Origin of the sequence: Yersinia sp. SCPM-O-B-9106 (C-191) (assembly GCF_026183365.1) — a bacterium.
Lineage (GTDB): Bacteria > Pseudomonadota > Gammaproteobacteria > Enterobacterales > Enterobacteriaceae > Yersinia > Yersinia rochesterensis.
On the sequence record NZ_CP110791.1, the window covers coordinates 1 to 16,802 of the forward strand.

The following is a 16,802-nucleotide window of genomic DNA, read 5'->3' on the forward strand; positions in this document are numbered from 1 at the left end:
GTGTCACTTTCGCTTTGGCAGCAGTGTCTTGCCCGATTGCAGGATGAGTTACCTGCCACAGAATTTAGTATGTGGATACGCCCCCTACAGGCGGAACTGAGTGACAATACTCTGGCGCTTTACGCACCTAATCGTTTTGTACTGGACTGGGTCCGTGATAAGTACTTAAACAATATCAATGGCTTGCTTAATGATTTCTGTGGCAGCGAGGTTCCTTTACTGCGTTTTGAAGTCGGGAGTAAACCCGCGGTAAGAGCAGCACACAGTCATCCAGTTACAGCCAGCGTTAGCGCGCCTGTTGCTCCGGTTACCCGCAGCGCACCTGTACGCCCGAGTTGGGACAGTTCGCCCGCTCAACCTGAACATTCTTACCGTTCGAATGTGAACCCGAAACACACATTTGATAACTTCGTTGAAGGTAAATCTAACCAACTGGCCCGCGCAGCAGCACGTCAGGTTGCGGATAATCCGGGTGGCGCGTACAACCCGCTATTCCTCTATGGCGGCACAGGTTTGGGTAAAACCCACCTGTTACATGCCGTGGGGAATGGCATTATCGCCCGTAAAGCGAATGCCAAAGTGGTTTATATGCATTCAGAGCGTTTTGTGCAAGATATGGTAAAAGCCTTGCAGAACAACGCAATAGAAGAGTTTAAGCGCTATTATCGTTCGGTTGATGCGTTATTAATCGATGATATTCAGTTCTTTGCCAATAAAGAGCGTTCCCAGGAAGAGTTTTTCCACACCTTTAATGCTTTGCTGGAAGGTAATCAGCAGATCATTCTGACCTCAGATCGCTATCCAAAAGAGATCAATGGGGTAGAAGATCGTTTGAAATCGCGTTTTGGCTGGGGCCTAACGGTGGCGATTGAGCCGCCGGAACTGGAAACCCGGGTCGCGATTCTGATGAAAAAAGCGGATGAAAATAATATTCGCTTGCCCGGTGAGGTCGCGTTCTTTATTGCCAAGCGTCTGCGTTCCAACGTGCGTGAGCTGGAAGGGGCATTGAATCGTGTGATCGCCAATGCCAATTTTACTGGCCGAGCAATCACCATTGATTTTGTTCGTGAAGCTCTGCGTGACTTACTGGCATTGCAGGAAAAACTGGTCACTATTGATAATATTCAAAAAACTGTCGCAGAATATTATAAAATTAAGGTCGCAGACCTACTCTCCAAACGGCGTTCCCGTTCGGTAGCTCGCCCGCGCCAAATGGCGATGGCGTTGGCGAAAGAGTTAACCAACCACAGCCTGCCTGAAATCGGCGATGCGTTTGGTGGCCGCGACCATACCACGGTGTTGCATGCTTGCCGCAAGATTGAACAATTGCGTGAAGAAAGTCACGACATCAAAGAAGATTTCTCTAACTTAATCAGAACATTATCCTCCTAGCGCTATGAAATTTATCATTGAACGTGAGCATCTGCTAAAACCGCTGCAACAGGTCAGTAGCCCGCTGGGTGGACGTCCTACGTTGCCAATCTTAGGTAACTTGTTGCTGCAAGTCACCGAAGGTTCTTTGCGCCTGACCGGTACCGATCTGGAGATGGAGATGGTGGCCTGTGTTGCCCTGTCCCAGCCTCATGAGCAGGGTGCAACCACTGTGCCCGCACGGAAGTTTTTTGATATCTGGCGTGGTTTGCCGGAAGGCGCGGAGATTACAGTCGCACTTGATGGTGACCGCCTATTGGTGCGCTCTGGCCGTAGCCGCTTCTCACTGTCTACCTTACCAGCCGCAGATTTCCCGAATTTGGATGACTGGCAGAGTGAAGTTGAATTCACTTTACCGCAGGCAACTTTAAAGCGTCTGATTGAGTCCACTCAGTTCTCAATGGCCCATCAGGATGTGCGTTATTACTTGAACGGCATGTTGTTTGAGACTGAGGGTGAAGAACTGCGCACTGTCGCAACTGACGGTCACCGGTTAGCGGTTTGTGCGATGCCCATTGGCCAGACATTACCGTCACATTCGGTTATCGTGCCGCGTAAAGGCGTGATGGAGTTGGTCAGGTTGCTGGATGGTGGCGACACGCCATTACGTTTGCAAATTGGCAGTAACAATATCCGCGCCCATGTGGGTGATTTCATTTTCACCTCCAAGCTGGTTGATGGCCGTTTCCCTGATTATCGCCGTGTATTGCCGAAAAACCCGGACAAAACACTGAAAGCGAGCTGTGATTTACTGAAACAAGCCTTTGCTCGCGCGGCGATTTTGTCCAACGAGAAGTTTCGTGGCGTTCGGCTCTATGTCAGTCAAAATCAGCTTAAAATCACCGCGAATAACCCTGAACAGGAAGAAGCGGAAGAGATCCTCGATGTTAGCTACGATGGGGCAGAAATGGAGATCGGCTTCAACGTCAGCTATGTACTCGATGTGCTGAATGCGCTCAAGTGCGAAGATGTTAGTCTGTTACTGACCGACTCGGTCTCCAGCGTGCAGATTGAAGATGGCGCCAGTCAGGCTGCGGCGTACGTTGTCATGCCAATGCGTTTGTAAAGCATGGCTCTGACGCGTTTATTAATTAAAGATTTTCGTAATATCGAATCGGCAGACTTGGCACTGGCGTCGGGGTTTAATTTTTTAGTGGGTCCCAATGGCAGTGGTAAAACCAGTGTGCTGGAGGCGATTTATACCTTAGGTCATGGCCGCGCTTTTCGTAGTTTGCAGGCGGGCCGCGTGATTCGTCACGAATGTGCCGGGTTTATATTGCACGGTCGGGTTGATGCTAATGAGCGTGAGTCGTCCGTGGGGCTGAGCAAAAGCCGACAAGGTGATACCAAGGTGCGCATTGATGGCACTGATGGTCATAAAGTGGCTGAATTGGCGCAATTGTTGCCAATGCAACTGATTACTCCTGAAGGGTTTACTTTATTGAATGGCGGGCCAAAATTTCGGCGTGCCTTTTTAGACTGGGGTTGCTTTCATAATGAACCCGGTTTTTTTATGGCCTGGAGCAATCTGAAAAGATTACTTAAGCAGCGCAACGCCGCGCTGCGCCAGGTGAGTCGCTATGCGCAAATCCGGGCCTGGGATCAGGAAATTATCCCGCTGGCTGAGCGTATTAGTGAGTGGCGGGCGGCATACAGTGACGCCATTGCGGCAGATATTTCAGCCACATGCGCGCTGTTCCTGCCAGAGTTCGCCCTGAGTTTCTCTTTCCAGCGCGGCTGGGATAAAGAGAGTGACTATGGTGAGTTGCTGGAACGGCAGTTTGAGCGTGACAGAGCGCTAACCTATACCGCCGTCGGGCCACATAAAGCGGATTTTCGCATTCGGGCCGATGGTACGCCGGTAGAAGATTTGCTATCGCGTGGTCAGCTTAAATTGCTGATGTGCGCATTGCGGTTAGCGCAGGGTGAGTTTCTCACCCGACAGAGCGGGCGGCGTTGCCTGTATCTGCTTGACGATTTTGCTTCCGAACTAGACACCGGCCGTCGTCGTTTATTGGCCGAGCGTTTAAAAGCTACCCGGGCACAGGTTTTTGTCAGCGCAGTGAGTGCTGAGCAAGTGGCCGACATGGTAGGCGAAAAGGGCAAGATGTTCCGCGTGGAACATGGCAAAATAGAGGTTCAACCACAGGATTAAAAATGAGCGAGAAACGTTGATGTCGAATACTTATGACTCCTCAAGTATCAAGGTATTAAAAGGGCTGGATGCAGTTCGTAAGCGTCCGGGCATGTATATCGGTGATACTGATGACGGTACCGGTCTGCACCACATGGTATTCGAGGTTGTGGATAACGCTATCGACGAAGCCCTCGCTGGTCACTGTAAAGAAATTATTGTCACCATCCATTCGGATAACTCGGTTTCTGTACAGGATGATGGCCGCGGTATTCCAACCGGTATGCATGACGAGGAAGGGGTATCGGCAGCTGAGGTCATCATGACCGTGTTGCATGCTGGCGGTAAATTTGACGATAACTCGTATAAAGTTTCCGGCGGTTTGCACGGCGTGGGTGTCTCAGTTGTTAACGCCTTGTCTGAAAAACTGGAGCTGGTGATTCGCCGTGAAGGTAAAGTTCACGAGCAGACTTACAAAATGGGTGTGCCGCAGGCACCACTGAAAGTGGTGGGTGAAACCGATCAGACCGGGACAACCGTGCGTTTCTGGCCGAGTTTCCAGACCTTCACCAATAACACCGAATTCCAGTATGAAATCCTGGCTAAACGTCTGCGCGAGTTGTCATTCCTGAACTCCGGGGTTTCAATTAAACTGAAAGACAAACGTAACGATAGAGAAGACCATTTCCATTATGAAGGTGGTATTCGGGCATTTGTTGAATATTTAAGCAAAAACAAAAACCCGATCCATCCGAAAGTGTTCTATTTCTCTACCGTGAAAGACGATATCGGTGTGGAAGTGGCATTGCAGTGGAACGACGGTTTCCAGGAAAACATTTACTGCTTCACCAACAACATTCCACAGCGCGATGGGGGGACTCACTTAGTGGGGTTCCGTACGGCGATGACCCGTACCCTGAACAGCTACATGGATAAAGAAGGCTACAGTAAAAAAGCGAAAATCAGTGCCACCGGTGATGATGCCCGTGAAGGCTTGATTGCCGTGGTTTCCGTGAAAGTACCAGACCCTAAATTCTCCTCACAGACCAAAGATAAACTGGTCTCCTCTGAGGTGAAAACGGCGGTCGAAACGCTGATGAACGAGAAGCTGGTTGAGTATTTGCTGGAAAACCCAACTGACGCCAAAATTGTCGTGGGCAAGATTATTGATGCTGCCCGTGCTCGTGAAGCGGCACGTAAAGCCCGTGAAATGACGCGTCGTAAAGGGGCGTTGGACTTGGCTGGTTTGCCAGGCAAACTGGCTGACTGTCAGGAACGCGACCCGGCATTGTCCGAACTCTACTTAGTGGAAGGGGACTCTGCGGGCGGCTCAGCTAAACAGGGCCGTAACCGTAAAAATCAGGCCATTTTGCCGCTAAAAGGTAAAATCCTGAACGTCGAGAAAGCGCGCTTTGACAAAATGCTTTCTTCACAAGAAGTGGCAACGCTGATTACCGCGCTGGGTTGTGGTATTGGCCGGGATGAATATAATCCGGACAAATTGCGCTATCACAATATCATTATCATGACCGATGCCGACGTGGATGGTTCGCACATCCGTACGTTGTTGTTGACCTTCTTCTATCGTCAGATGCCGGAAATTATTGAGCGTGGTCATGTGTTTATCGCTCAGCCGCCACTGTATAAAGTGAAGAAAGGTAAGCAAGAGCAATACATCAAAGATGATGACGCGATGGAGCAGTACCAGATGACTCTGGCACTGGATGGCGCGGCTTTGCATATCAATGCTGATGCCCCACCGCTGGTGGGCGAACATCTTGAGAAACTGGTTGCCGAGCACTACAGCGTCCAGAAGACTATTGGCCGTATGGAACGTCGTTATCCGCGTGCTTTGCTGAATAACCTGATTTATCAGCCAACCTTGCAAGAAGAGGATTTGACCGATAAAGAGGTTGTGACGCAATGGATTGATTCGCTGGTGGTGTTGCTGAACGAGAAAGAACAGCACGGCAGCAGCTACAGTTCAGTGGTGCGCGAAAACCGTGAGCGTCAACTGTTCGAGCCGGTGCTGCGTATTCGTACCCACGGGGTTGATACCGATTATGATCTGGACTTTGATTTCATCCACGGTGGTGAATATCGCAAAATCTGCCTGTTGGGCGATAAACTCCGTGGCTTAGTCGAGGAAGGTGCTTTTGTTGAACGTGGCGAGCGCCGTGTGCCGGTTTCAAGCTTTGAAGATGCACTGGACTGGTTAGTGAAAGAGTCTCGTCGCGGTTTGGCCATCCAGCGCTATAAAGGTTTGGGTGAAATGAACCCAGAGCAGCTGTGGGAAACCACCATGGACCCAACCAGCCGCCGTATGCTGCAGGTTATGGTGAAAGATGCCATTGCTGCCGATCAGTTATTCACCACGCTGATGGGGGATGCGGTTGAACCTCGCCGTGCCTTTATCGAAGAGAATGCGTTGCGCGCAGCGAATATCGATATCTAATCAGATAAGTTATTGACCTGATAATTTATAGGTCAGATAGAAATGCCCAGAACAGGAAACTGTTTCTGGGCTTTTTTTTTACTTGATAATCGTAATCTTGCGAATTCTTATCTTGCTAGTATTTGTGCTGTATACGGACGCGGACTTACTAGCATTTCAGCGCTGAATCGCGTTAGCATGGAGTATTCGCCAAGAAAATGTGAGGGCCTATGGCTATTGAATTAATTGCTATCGATATGGACGGCACGTTGTTGAACACACAGCATGAAATCACTCCACGAGTAAAGCAGGCTATTGATGCCGCTCGGGCAAAAGGGGTCTGTGTGGTACTGGCGACGGGGCGGCCTTATATCGGAATCCGACGTTATTTACGCGAACTGAATATGGAAAATAGTGGCGATTATTGCATCAGCAATAACGGCGCATTAGTACAAAAAGCGGCCACGGGTGAGTGTATTTTACAGGAAACCCTTAATTTCGAGGATTATCTCTATTTCGAAGCTTTGTCGCGCGAAATGGGGGTCAGTTTCCAGGCTTTTGATTTTGAGACTTTATATACCGCCAACAAAGACATCAGCAAATATACCCTACATGAAGTTTTCATAACCGGTATCCCATTGAAATATCGGGCGGTAGAGGAAATGGATCCTAAGTTACGCTTCCCGAAAGTGATGATGATTGATGAGCCAGAAAAACTGGACCGTGCATTGAAAATGATGCCCGCTGAAGCTTTTGAGCGTTTCACTATTATGAAAAGTGCGCCTTTTTACCTGGAGATTCTGAGTAAACGAGTCGATAAGGGGACGGGGGTGAAAATGCTGGCTGATCATTTAGGCATTGCGCAGGAAAATGTAATGGCACTGGGTGATCAAGGTAATGATATTGCGATGGTGAATTATGCCGGCGTGGGTGTTGCAATGGGAAATGCTATTCCCGAACTGAAAGAGATAGCGCAGTTTGTGACAGGCACTAATATTGAAGATGGTGTCGCGCTGGCCATTGAGAAATATGTGCTCTGAGTTTTGATTGGGTCTGCTCTATTACAAATTAGGTGCTCGGTTCGGTTGATATGAGATCGGCGCTCAGCTTACTTCCGATGCCTCAGCCGCCAAAGGGGTTACAAGCGCGTAACCCTCTTGGAACCCCTGCGCTTTTGCACGTATCGTTTGCCCACTTCGTGGGTGCCACTCGGCTCATCACTACACTGGCGGGACGGCGTGATTTGCAATCCTTTGCTCAAGCACGCCTAAATCCGGCGTCCTGCCGGATTTCCCTGGCTGCATTCTTCACTCGGCAGCTCAAATGTGCTTTTAGAGTCAACAGAGAGAATATAAAAGCCTACCCTCTCTTTTATCGCCCCAGAATCCCTTTCACTATTTGCACATCCTGAATCCCTAATCCGGTTAAATCAGCTAAGGTAATCTGCTGTTCATTGTTTCTGAAAGGTACGCCCTGAGCTAAAACTGTACCCATCTCGGTTAAGGTGTGATGCGCTAATAGTCGCTGTTGAAATGCTGATGAGATTTCACCAAATTCAGTGCATTGCTCCCATGAATCCACCAATATTTTATCGGCTTTGGCGACCAGTTCAGGGGCCAGTTCGTGCTTACCTGCACCATCAGCACCGACCGCCGTAATGTGAGTTCCTGGCTGAATATCTACAGCTTGTAAAATAGCTTCTCGGCTGGGTGTGGTGGTCACAATAAACTGGCAATGACGGCCTAACACCGCGGCATCCAAGGTGATATTGACCTCAAAACCCTCCGCCTGAGCATATTGACGGTATTCCTCTAATGCTGTCTCACTGCGGCCCCAGACCCATAGCTGGCGGCATGGAATGACACTTTTCAGGTACGTCAGATGCAGCCGTGCTTGCATGCCGGTGCCGACGATGCCTATGGCACTGATATGTTTTGGTGCACATAGCTCGGCAACAATTCGCCCAGCCAATGCTGTGCGCAGCGCGGTCAACCAGCCCTCATCCAGTAATAGGGCTTGCGGCTCGCCGGTTTGGGCAGAAAACGCCATCATCAACCCTTGGTTACTCGCTAGCCCTTTAGCGGGATTATCATAAAAACCGCCCGAAACTTTCACGACGAATTGTCTATCGCCCTGCAAATAGCCACTTTTAATACAGCAATCGCCATTGGTCTGTTCAAACAGCAAGTGCTGCACTGGGGGCATTTGCACCTGTTTTTGACTAAAAGCAATAAAACCTTGTTTGAGCAGTAACGTGATGGCATTAGCATTGAACTTGTCGAGAATCTGCTGCTTACTCAGAATAATCATTCGCTGACCGCTCCCAGGTATTTTTCTAGCACGATATTCTTCCCGCACAATACCACCGCAACTTTCTTGCCTTGCCAATGCGGTGCCAGTTTCAGCGCTGCCGCTAACGCCACCCCAGCAGCGCCTTCAATCATCCAGCGGTCAGTACGTGCGATCAAGCGCATCGCATCTTTGATTTCTTGCTCACTCACCAGCACTTTCTGATCAATTAATTGCTGGCAAAGGGCGAAAGTTATCGCCCCCGGTTCAACCCCTCCGGCCGTGCCATCAGACAGGGTTTCTTGCTCCGCCACTTCCTGAATTTGGCCATTTTCCAAACTGGTATACATACTGGTGGCATTGGCGGGCCAGCACCCAATAATTTGAGTTTTATCAGAGAGTTTCTTTAGTACGGTTGCAATGCCGGAAATCAGCCCACCGCCACCGACCGCCACAAAGACAGCATCAAGATTCGGCTGCTGTTCAACCATCTCCATGCCGCAAGTCCCTTGTCCGGCGATAATTTGTTCATCGTTATAAGGTGAGATATAGATTTTGCCTTGCTGTTGTGCGGCGCTATCAGCCGCCAGCTCGGCATTTAATGCATCCCCTGGAATCAGTTCAACCTCTCCGCCCAGTGCGCGGATAGCCTCTAATTTGATGGCCGCCGCCTGCTCCGGTGCATAAATAGTGGCCTTAACCCCCGCCAGTTTCCCTGCCAGTGCCATGGCTTGTCCGTGATTGCCGGTCGACGCGGTAATCACGCCCTGTTGGCGCTGTTCGTCAGTTAATAAACGCAATTTGTTACTGGCTCCGCGAAATTTAAAGGAACCGGTGTGCTGTAGATGCTCACATTTGAGATAGATTTCACAACCACTGTGCTGGGACAGCAATGGGCTATATTCCAGCGGCGTCACTCTCACTTGAGGGCGTAATACCTGATGGGCCTCTTTAATAGCATCAAATAATGTGTTCATGTTAATTCCTTTAAGTTTATGTATTTTTTATATTTTTTAGTTGGTTATAAACAGTGGCACGGGCGATGTTAAGGATTTTTGCGACATAGCCAGCAGCATTTTTGCCGTTAAATGCTCCCTGTTGGTAAAGTGCCTCAATCAACTTTCGGCGGTTAACATTGTTCAATGTCGCCAGAGTGAGTTTTTGCTGTTGCAGCCAGTGGTGTATGTAAGTATTGATGCGCTCCTGCCAGTCATCCTGGAACAGCACATCAGGTTGCGGTTGCAATTGATGGCCCGACAGGAATATATCCAGTGCCGCTTTGGCACTTTCAAAGACAGTAATGTCCAGATTGATGCACAGCAGCCCGATAGGTTGCCCATGGTCATCCCGCAGCACAGTGCTGATGGAGCGCAGTTGGCGGCCATCCCAGTTGCGCTTTTGGTAAGGGCCAATCACCTGCGAGTGTTGATCAAATTGCAGGTCGCTGAGGTTGGAGTCTTCCCCCAATTCCCGCTGTGAATAGTTATTCGCGATATAAACCAGTGTTTGGCTGGCTAAGTCGTGGAGGGCAACTTCCGCATAAGGAGAGAAAAGTGTGGCTATCGCATCGGCAATGGGCTGGTATCGGCTAAGCATAGAGAACTTTTATTTAGAATAAAAATCTATATTAGACTATTTTTTCTAAAAACATAGTTTCTTTAGGGAAGTAGTTGGATACATTTGTAGCATTAATACTGTTTTTTTATACAGCCATCCTTTTATCTGGGTAAAATGAGTGATACTCTTACATTGAAAATTCCCAGAATGAGTAATTCTAAGATGGAAGAATTGGATTTAATCGCAAATCAGATTGCCGAACAAGCACAACATAAAGAACAACAACGATTACAACAAGATAAAGAACTTGTTCGACGTGTGCTGGAAATTTACGATCAAAAAGCTGTTGCTGAAATTCTGAGAAAAGTCAGTAAGTGTGAATGGACTCGTGAAGCTCTTAATCGCTGGTATAACGGGAAATCCATACAAAAGCCTCTAACTGAGGCCGAAATTAACATGCTACAGGAGATGTTGCCTTCCCCGCCGAAAAACCACCCTAACTACCAATTTCGTTTTATTGATCTCTTTGCGGGTATTGGTGGCATTCGAAAAGGTTTTGAGGCTATTGGCGGGCAGTGTGTTTTTACCAGCGAATGGAATTCTTATGCGGTACGCACATATAAAGCCAATTGGTATTGCGACCCAGTAGAGCATCGATTTAATTCTGATATACGTGAAATCACGTTAAGTGAAAATACGGAAATATCAGATGAAGAAGCTTATAAGAATATAGATAAGCAGATTCCTGATCATGATGTTTTACTTGCTGGTTTTCCTTGTCAGCCATTTTCATTAGCAGGGGTTTCAAAGAAAAACTCGTTAGGCCGTGCTCATGGTTTTGAGTGTGAAGCCCAAGGGACATTATTTTTTGATGTCGCTAGAATTATTGCCTCAAAGAAACCAGCTATTTTCTTGCTTGAAAATGTTAAGAATCTAAAAAGCCACGATAAAGGCAAAACCTTTCGCGTTATTATGAATACGCTCGATGAACTGGGTTATTCAGTCGCTGATGCAAATGCAGTCGGATCACAAGATCCTAAGATTGTAGATGGAAAGAATTTCTTGCCTCAACACAGAGAACGTATTGTTTTAGTTGGTTTTCGTCGAGACCTTAATATTGATAAAGGTTTTACATTAAAAGATATCCATAAGTATTTCCCTGAAAAACGTCTGACATTTGGTGAATTACTCGAACCTGTAGTTGATGATAAATACATACTGACTCCGCATTTGTGGAAATACTTATACAATTACGCCAAAAAGCATCAGGCGAAAGGTAACGGTTTTGGTTTTGGGCTGGTTGACCCAACAAACAGCGAGAGCGTGGCCAGAACATTATCAGCTCGTTACCATAAAGATGGCTCTGAGATTTTAATTGATCGAGGTTGGGATAAAGCTTTAGGGGAAATAGATTTTGATGATAAAAATAATCAGGAAAATCGCCCTCGTCGACTTACACCAAAAGAATGTGCTCGCCTGATGGGGTTTGAAACACTGGGCAAGGAATCGTTCCGCATTCCTGTATCTGATACACAAGCTTATCGGCAATTTGGTAACTCCGTAGTCGTTCCTGTTTTTGCAGCTGTTGCTCAGCTACTCGCGCCATTTATAGCAGAAGCAGTAAAAGTGCGAAAAGATAAGGCGGCTTAATCATTATGGCTGATGTTCACTCTTCGGAAACTCGCAGTAAAAACATGAGGGCTATCCGAACAAAAGACACGGCCATAGAGGTTAAATTAGCCAAAATACTTGACCTGTTAGGGCTTTCTTACAGGGTTCAGATCCGAGAACTCCCAGGGAAGCCCGATTTTGTTATCGATGATTATCGGGCGATAATCTTTGTTCATGGCTGTTTTTGGCATAAACATAACTGCTATTTGTTCAAGACCCCAGCGACACGCACTGACTTTTGGCTTAAAAAAATACAAGAGAATGTAAAAAGAGACAATGACGTTATAAAACATCTCTCAGCCGATGGCTGGAAAGTTTTAGTCGTCTGGGAATGTGCATTACGGGGTAAGTACAAACTAACAGATAATGATATTTCAGTGAGAGTGGAGGAGTGGGTTTGTAGTAGTGAAGTAAATGCTCAAATTGATACAAAAGGCATTAGTCAGGTAATATTTAGTTGACCGAATACAGGTTATAAATAACTCAAATTCGGCCATACTATTTAATTAATGATTATATATTTTCTTGATTTCTTGAATGAAATCATCAAGAGAAATTAACTCATCACGAATGGATTCAGGATATTTTTTGTGAAGAGGCTTCGGAACGACTAATTGAACGCCAGCATCTTTCATTTCCTGGAACTGATTAACAGAGACACCTTCCTGAAGAGTAAAAAGATGAATTTTTTTAATCCGGTTAGCCTCATTCAGAGCCTGGCGCCAGCGATCTTTACAGGTGGTTTTTACTGCAAGCATTCTCAATTTATCTGAAGGATATTCCGCATCATTATAAGCTTCAGAGGAAGGAAATAAAAAGTCAGGTTTTTTATTTCCTTCAGTAACACACTGAGTTGCAAAATCAGTAAGATTATTCTCGACGAATGTATGCTCCAGATGTAATTCCAAAGATCTTCCTGCTCGTGATTTACGTCGATTACTTACTGAATTAGCTAAGTTTATAAAATCATCTACTGACGAAAAACCTGCCTTCACCCGATCCAAAACATGTAATTCTTCTATGCGCCGAAACAGAGAATATTCTGCATCGCGTTTTTCAAGTAATAGTTCATCAGGAGTTTGGCTTTTAAACTGGAATACTTCAGGGAGATAACTAATGATCTCCACCCCCGATGGAAATGAAACAGACCATTCTTCTGGGATAGGATAATTGCCAGACGTCCAACCATCGTTTGTTACAGCAAAACCGCCAAGAACCTGATTAGATGGACCAGAAACTGAGAAGCCAGGAATGATCTCACCTGTCATGGATTCCAGCAATTCTTCCTCTACCAGAGAATTGCATAGCCATACATCAATAAAATCACAGATGCTCTCGGGCTGACTATGGAAAGCGAAAACAGTTAGTGCGCCAGTATTTTCTTTATTTAACAGCGGGCTACCTTTACCCCAACGAGTGATACGCTTTTCATTACGTGTACCATCAAAATGACGATTATTGTAATAAATAGCCCGGACTACACTCTCAAGATTTCCATGAGAACTTATTCTGGCAGGCAAAAGAATGTCAGGATTTCTCACATCAGTTCGTAGAATAGAAGAGAACTGTTTCTCAATCACTTCAGTCGGGATATAGACCCCAGCCTGATGTCCGCCTGTTGCACCAGTATCATTACCGGAAAGGCGCTTAATGTAGATATACCAATCGCCAGATGATTTTTCAGATAACCAGTTATGGAAAGCAGACACAACTATGCCCCTTAGTGAGTCTTTTAAAGTTAATCAGTAAGTTACAGTAAATGAGTACAGCAATTTAGTATCTATAACATATTAAGTTGAGGTCATGCTATCTGGAGTTACCATTTTAATAAATTGATTTCATTTTAATCACTAATTAGTCTGCTGCTATAACGATTGATATTGTTCACAGGGGTATACGAAAAACTGTTGATGATATAATTCAGCATAATGAATCATTATCAGCGTAATCGCGTCCGGAGCCAGCATGGCCTTGCAGGAACAGCAACTCACTTTTGATCCCAGAGGTCATCAACTCACTAATATCAATGTTTGGACGCCGGATAGCCAATGGCTGGCATATGATGTGCGGCCTAACGGCAGTACGTTTAGTGGTTTAACCATTGAGCGGGTGAATTGTATAACTGGTGATATTGAAGTCATTTATCGTGCTCAGCATGGTGCGCATGTCGGGGTGGTGACGGTAAGCCCTGATAAACCCGCCCGCTATGTCTTTATCCATGGCCCGGAGCACCCAGATAATCACTGGCATTATGATTTCCATCACCGGCGAGGGGTGATTGTCACTGAGCCGGACAGAGAACTGGCGGTAACATTGGATGCGATGGACATCACCGCGCCATATACTCCCGGCGCATTGCGCGGTGGCAGCCATGTGCATGTTTTCAGTCCTGACGGCAGCCGTCTGAGTTTTACTTATAACGACCATGTGCTGCATGAATGGGATCCCGCGCTGGATTGCCGCAATGTCGGCGTTGCCCTGCCTTTGCAGGGGGTTAATCCGCCCAAGCAACATCCGCGTGAATATGATGGCAGCCATTTCTGTGTGTTAGTGACTCGAACCACTCCCAAGCCCCTGGCGGGCAGTGACCAAATAAACCGCGCTTATGAAGAGGGCTGGGTGGGCGTTCAGGGCTATCTGAAAGCGGATGGCACTCGCCAGCGTTGGGCATTGGCATTTATTGGCGACACACTTTCGGCGCAGGGAGAAAAAATCCCGGAAGTCTTTATTGTTGATTTACCGCAGCATGACAGGGATTACGCCCGCGCCGGAACTGCGCCACTGGAAGGTACGCAAACTACCTTGCCCGCACCACCTGCGGGTGTCAGCCAGCGGCGGATAACTTTTACGGCTAACAGGCGTTTTCCTGGGCTGGCGACCAGTCCACGGCATTGGCTGCGCACTTCGCCTGACGGCAGTGCCATTGCTTGCTTAATGAAAGATGATAAAGGTGTGGTGCAGCTGTGGCTGGTTTCACCGAATGGTGGTGAACCGCGGCAACTGACTTTTACGAAGGAGGGAATTCAGTCGGCATTTAGTTGGCATCCACAAGGGCACAGTTTGGCATTTGTGTGTGATAACAGTGTGATGCAGTGTGATAGTGCCACCGGTCGGTTACAGCGATTGACCACCCGGAGCGCAATTGCACCACTGGCGGATGCCGTGGTGTTTTCACCTGATGGCACCAAAGTCGCGTTTATGCGGGAAATCGACGGGTTGGCGCAACTATTTACTGTGGATATAGTTACCGTGAATATAGTTACCGTGGATGTTGGTTAGGTCATGGTAGCGGGGCCGCCGCCGCAGGAGAAACGGCTGGCGGACTCTGCGCTTCTGACTGACGAATGCGCTCACGCGGGGAGTTGGCCATTTTGTCTTCGCTATCAGAACGCAAATAATCATATGGCAGGAGCAGGGTGTCCATCACCGCAGAGAAAGGCAGGTCCACTGCCAATAAGGGGCGCAGCGCCCAACCGGTATTATCATCTTTGAGCATCGCCACATTGGCAGCCGTGCCGGAGTAATAGCCCTGGCTGCTGCTGGTGTGCGTCATAATACTGGAACAACCGCCGGACAACAGCAGCGAACAGCCGGTAACAAAAGGGATAACTGTATTTTTCATTATTTTATTCAGCTCTCATTCTACCGGGGAGTAACAAGTTACCGCGATAAGCCAGCAAACAGTGTCAGGTTTTGACATGATTTTTACACTACCTTACAGACAGTTCCTATGGTCAAAAATTCAATCTTGTGGGTAACTTGAGCTAAGTGTAAGTTATAACAGCGCATTTATCGAATAATTAGAGTCATAAACGTCTTATTGGGATATTTCCCACGAAAAAATTTTTTGTTTTGCTCTTGAAAAGAAAAATACCGGTCCCACTTTATTATCAGGCCAGAGAGAATACGCCGACAGGGTATTCGGGCCATAAGCCTGTCCATAGTGGAAGGCTTAATACAAAATATGATAACACCCTTGCTAATATATTTAGGAGGCAGTTTTTATGCGTAATTCCGAGCTTGCACCACTGTATCGTTCAGCTATCGGTTTCGACCGGTTGTTCAATCTTTTAGAATCCGGCCAGAACCAAAGTAATGGCGGGTATCCTCCTTATAACGTCGAGTTAGTCGACGAAAATAACTACCGCATCGCGATCGCGGTGGCAGGTTTTGCTGAGCAGGAATTGGAGATTGTTACACAAGATAACCTGTTGATTATACGTGGTTCTCATGCCAGTGAGCCAGCGCAGCGCACCTATTTGTATCAGGGTATCGCTGAGCGTAACTTCGAGCGTAAATTCCAGTTGGCGGAGCATATTAAAATTAAAGGTGCCAATTTAGTGAATGGCTTGCTGTATATCGACCTTGAGCGTTTGGTACCGGAAAGTTTAAAACCACGCCGTATTGAAATTAAGTAATCTACTTAACAGTGTAAGTTATTTACATTATTTAACGGAGTTTAGCCTGCCGTAATCGGGGGCTGACCAGTCACGGATTGATAGCGAGAAATAATATAACGCCAGTATCTTGCGTTCAGGTTTTTTATATCGCTAATTCGTGACTGTTTATTATCTTATCTCGCTTCTCAGAAGGAGTTATATCTATGCGTAATTATGATTTGTCACCTTTGCTTCGTCAGTGGATTGGTTTTGATAAATTAGCCAACTCAATGCAGGGCGGTCAGGATTCTCAGGGATTCCCGCCATACAATATTGAGAAAACTGACGATAACCATTATCGCATCTCACTGGCATTAGCCGGTTTTAAACAGAGTGAGCTGGATATTGAAGTTGAAGGCCCGCGTTTGACTGTTCGCGGTAAGCCAGCACCAGCTGAAAAACAGGTTGAATACCTGCATCAAGGCTTGGTTCATAAAGAGTTCTCATTGACCTTTACGCTGGCAGAGCATCTGAATGTTGATAATGCTCAATTCGAAAACGGTCTGCTGCATATTGATCTGTTGCGCCAAGTGCCAGAAGCGCTGCAACCACAGCGTATTAGCATTGGCAGTGCTGCTCCACAAGAGCACCAGGTATTAGATAATCCGGCTGCAACTGAGCAATCTGAACAGCAGTAATTATGATGACCGGTACCCCACTCCGGGGTATCGGTAAAGATTACCCTCTCCTTGTTTTGTCCTTTTAGTATTAAGCTTTTCCGTGTTTGTTTTTTCACCGGAGAGTTTCCCCACTCTCCGGTGCATTTTGTGGTGTATCCCACAGTCAATCATTTCCCCTTCTGACAGAATCCTTACTAATTGTAGGAATTTAAGGCCATGACTGACCC

Annotated in this window: 15 protein-coding genes; 10 read left to right on the forward strand and 5 right to left on the reverse strand. The window is 47.0% G+C overall.

The genetic code is table 11. The annotated features are described in order from the left end of the window. The 5 genes from dnaA to yidA all read left to right on the forward strand — a co-directional run bounded on the left by dnaA (position 1) and on the right by yidA (position 7,039). A complete protein-coding gene (gene dnaA / locus OP863_RS00005; RefSeq protein ID WP_050113349.1) occupies positions 1 to 1,392 on the forward strand; it encodes a chromosomal replication initiator protein DnaA in 1,392 nt (463 codons plus the stop codon). A gap of 4 nt (positions 1,393 to 1,396) precedes the next feature. Next, on the forward strand, positions 1,397 to 2,497 hold the full coding sequence (gene dnaN / locus OP863_RS00010; protein WP_145591999.1) for a DNA polymerase III subunit beta: 1,101 nt from the start codon (positions 1,397 to 1,399) through the stop codon (positions 2,495 to 2,497). A gap of 3 nt (positions 2,498 to 2,500) precedes the next feature. After that, positions 2,501 to 3,586 carry a DNA replication/repair protein RecF gene (recF, locus tag OP863_RS00015; RefSeq protein ID WP_145591998.1) on the forward strand — a complete coding sequence of 362 codons (1,086 nt, stop codon included), beginning with the start codon at positions 2,501 to 2,503 and terminating at the stop codon, positions 3,584 to 3,586. Positions 3,587 to 3,605: 19 nt separating this feature from the next. Next, positions 3,606 to 6,020, forward strand: coding sequence for a DNA topoisomerase (ATP-hydrolyzing) subunit B (gyrB, locus tag OP863_RS00020; RefSeq protein WP_038637662.1), 2,415 nt, complete (start codon positions 3,606 to 3,608; stop codon positions 6,018 to 6,020). Between the two features lie 209 nt (positions 6,021 to 6,229). Further along, positions 6,230 to 7,039, forward strand: a complete 810-nt coding sequence (gene yidA / locus OP863_RS00025) for a sugar-phosphatase (RefSeq protein WP_038637659.1) — start codon at positions 6,230 to 6,232, stop codon at positions 7,037 to 7,039. 331 nt (positions 7,040 to 7,370) lie between these two features. Here the strand turns inward: yidA and OP863_RS00030 are convergent, their stop codons facing one another. The 3 genes from OP863_RS00030 to OP863_RS00040 are packed head-to-tail and all read right to left on the reverse strand — an operon-like array spanning position 7,371 to position 9,884. Next, on the reverse strand, positions 7,371 to 8,309 hold the full coding sequence (locus tag OP863_RS00030) for an ornithine cyclodeaminase family protein (RefSeq protein WP_265525741.1): 939 nt from the start codon (positions 8,307 to 8,309) through the stop codon (positions 7,371 to 7,373). Beyond that, positions 8,306 to 9,265, reverse strand: coding sequence for a threonine/serine dehydratase (locus tag OP863_RS00035; RefSeq protein WP_038637653.1), 960 nt, complete (start codon positions 9,263 to 9,265; stop codon positions 8,306 to 8,308). Before OP863_RS00035 ends, OP863_RS00030 begins: the two co-directional genes overlap by 4 nt. Positions 9,266 to 9,281: 16 nt before the next feature. Beyond that, on the reverse strand, positions 9,282 to 9,884 hold the full coding sequence (locus tag OP863_RS00040; protein ID WP_145589381.1) for a helix-turn-helix transcriptional regulator: 603 nt from the start codon (positions 9,882 to 9,884) through the stop codon (positions 9,282 to 9,284). A gap of 183 nt (positions 9,885 to 10,067) precedes the next feature. Here OP863_RS00040 and OP863_RS00045 point away from each other — a divergent pair, with 183 nt between their 5' ends. Further along, a complete protein-coding gene (locus OP863_RS00045) occupies positions 10,068 to 11,495 on the forward strand; it encodes a DNA cytosine methyltransferase (protein ID WP_145591994.1) in 1,428 nt (475 codons plus the stop codon). Positions 11,496 to 11,500: 5 nt separating this feature from the next. Next, positions 11,501 to 11,977: a very short patch repair endonuclease gene (locus OP863_RS00050; protein ID WP_145589383.1), complete on the forward strand. Its 477-nt coding sequence runs from the start codon at positions 11,501 to 11,503 to the stop codon at positions 11,975 to 11,977. A 45-nt stretch (positions 11,978 to 12,022) separates the two neighbouring features. Here the strand turns inward: OP863_RS00050 and OP863_RS00055 are convergent, their stop codons facing one another. After that, complete coding sequence (locus OP863_RS00055; RefSeq protein ID WP_145591993.1) at positions 12,023 to 13,225, reverse strand: type II restriction endonuclease; 1,203 nt, start codon at positions 13,223 to 13,225, stop codon at positions 12,023 to 12,025. 256 nt (positions 13,226 to 13,481) lie between these two features. On the opposite strand from OP863_RS00055, the gene OP863_RS00060 reads away from it, so the two are divergent. Next, complete coding sequence (locus tag OP863_RS00060; RefSeq protein ID WP_265525742.1) at positions 13,482 to 14,795, forward strand: DUF3748 domain-containing protein; 1,314 nt, start codon at positions 13,482 to 13,484, stop codon at positions 14,793 to 14,795. Between the two features lies 1 nt (position 14,796). Here OP863_RS00060 and OP863_RS00065 read toward each other — a convergent pair whose 3' ends face one another. After that, positions 14,797 to 15,138 carry a YceK/YidQ family lipoprotein gene (locus tag OP863_RS00065; RefSeq protein WP_265525743.1) on the reverse strand — a complete coding sequence of 114 codons (342 nt, stop codon included), beginning with the start codon at positions 15,136 to 15,138 and terminating at the stop codon, positions 14,797 to 14,799. 382 nt (positions 15,139 to 15,520) lie between these two features. Here OP863_RS00065 and ibpA point away from each other — a divergent pair, with 382 nt between their 5' ends. Next, a complete protein-coding gene (gene ibpA, locus OP863_RS00070; RefSeq protein ID WP_145591991.1) occupies positions 15,521 to 15,934 on the forward strand; it encodes a small heat shock chaperone IbpA in 414 nt (137 codons plus the stop codon). A 185-nt stretch (positions 15,935 to 16,119) separates the two neighbouring features. Then, positions 16,120 to 16,593, forward strand: coding sequence for a small heat shock chaperone IbpB (gene ibpB / locus OP863_RS00075; RefSeq protein WP_038637641.1), 474 nt, complete (start codon positions 16,120 to 16,122; stop codon positions 16,591 to 16,593). The last annotated feature ends 209 nt before the right edge of the window (positions 16,594 to 16,802 follow it).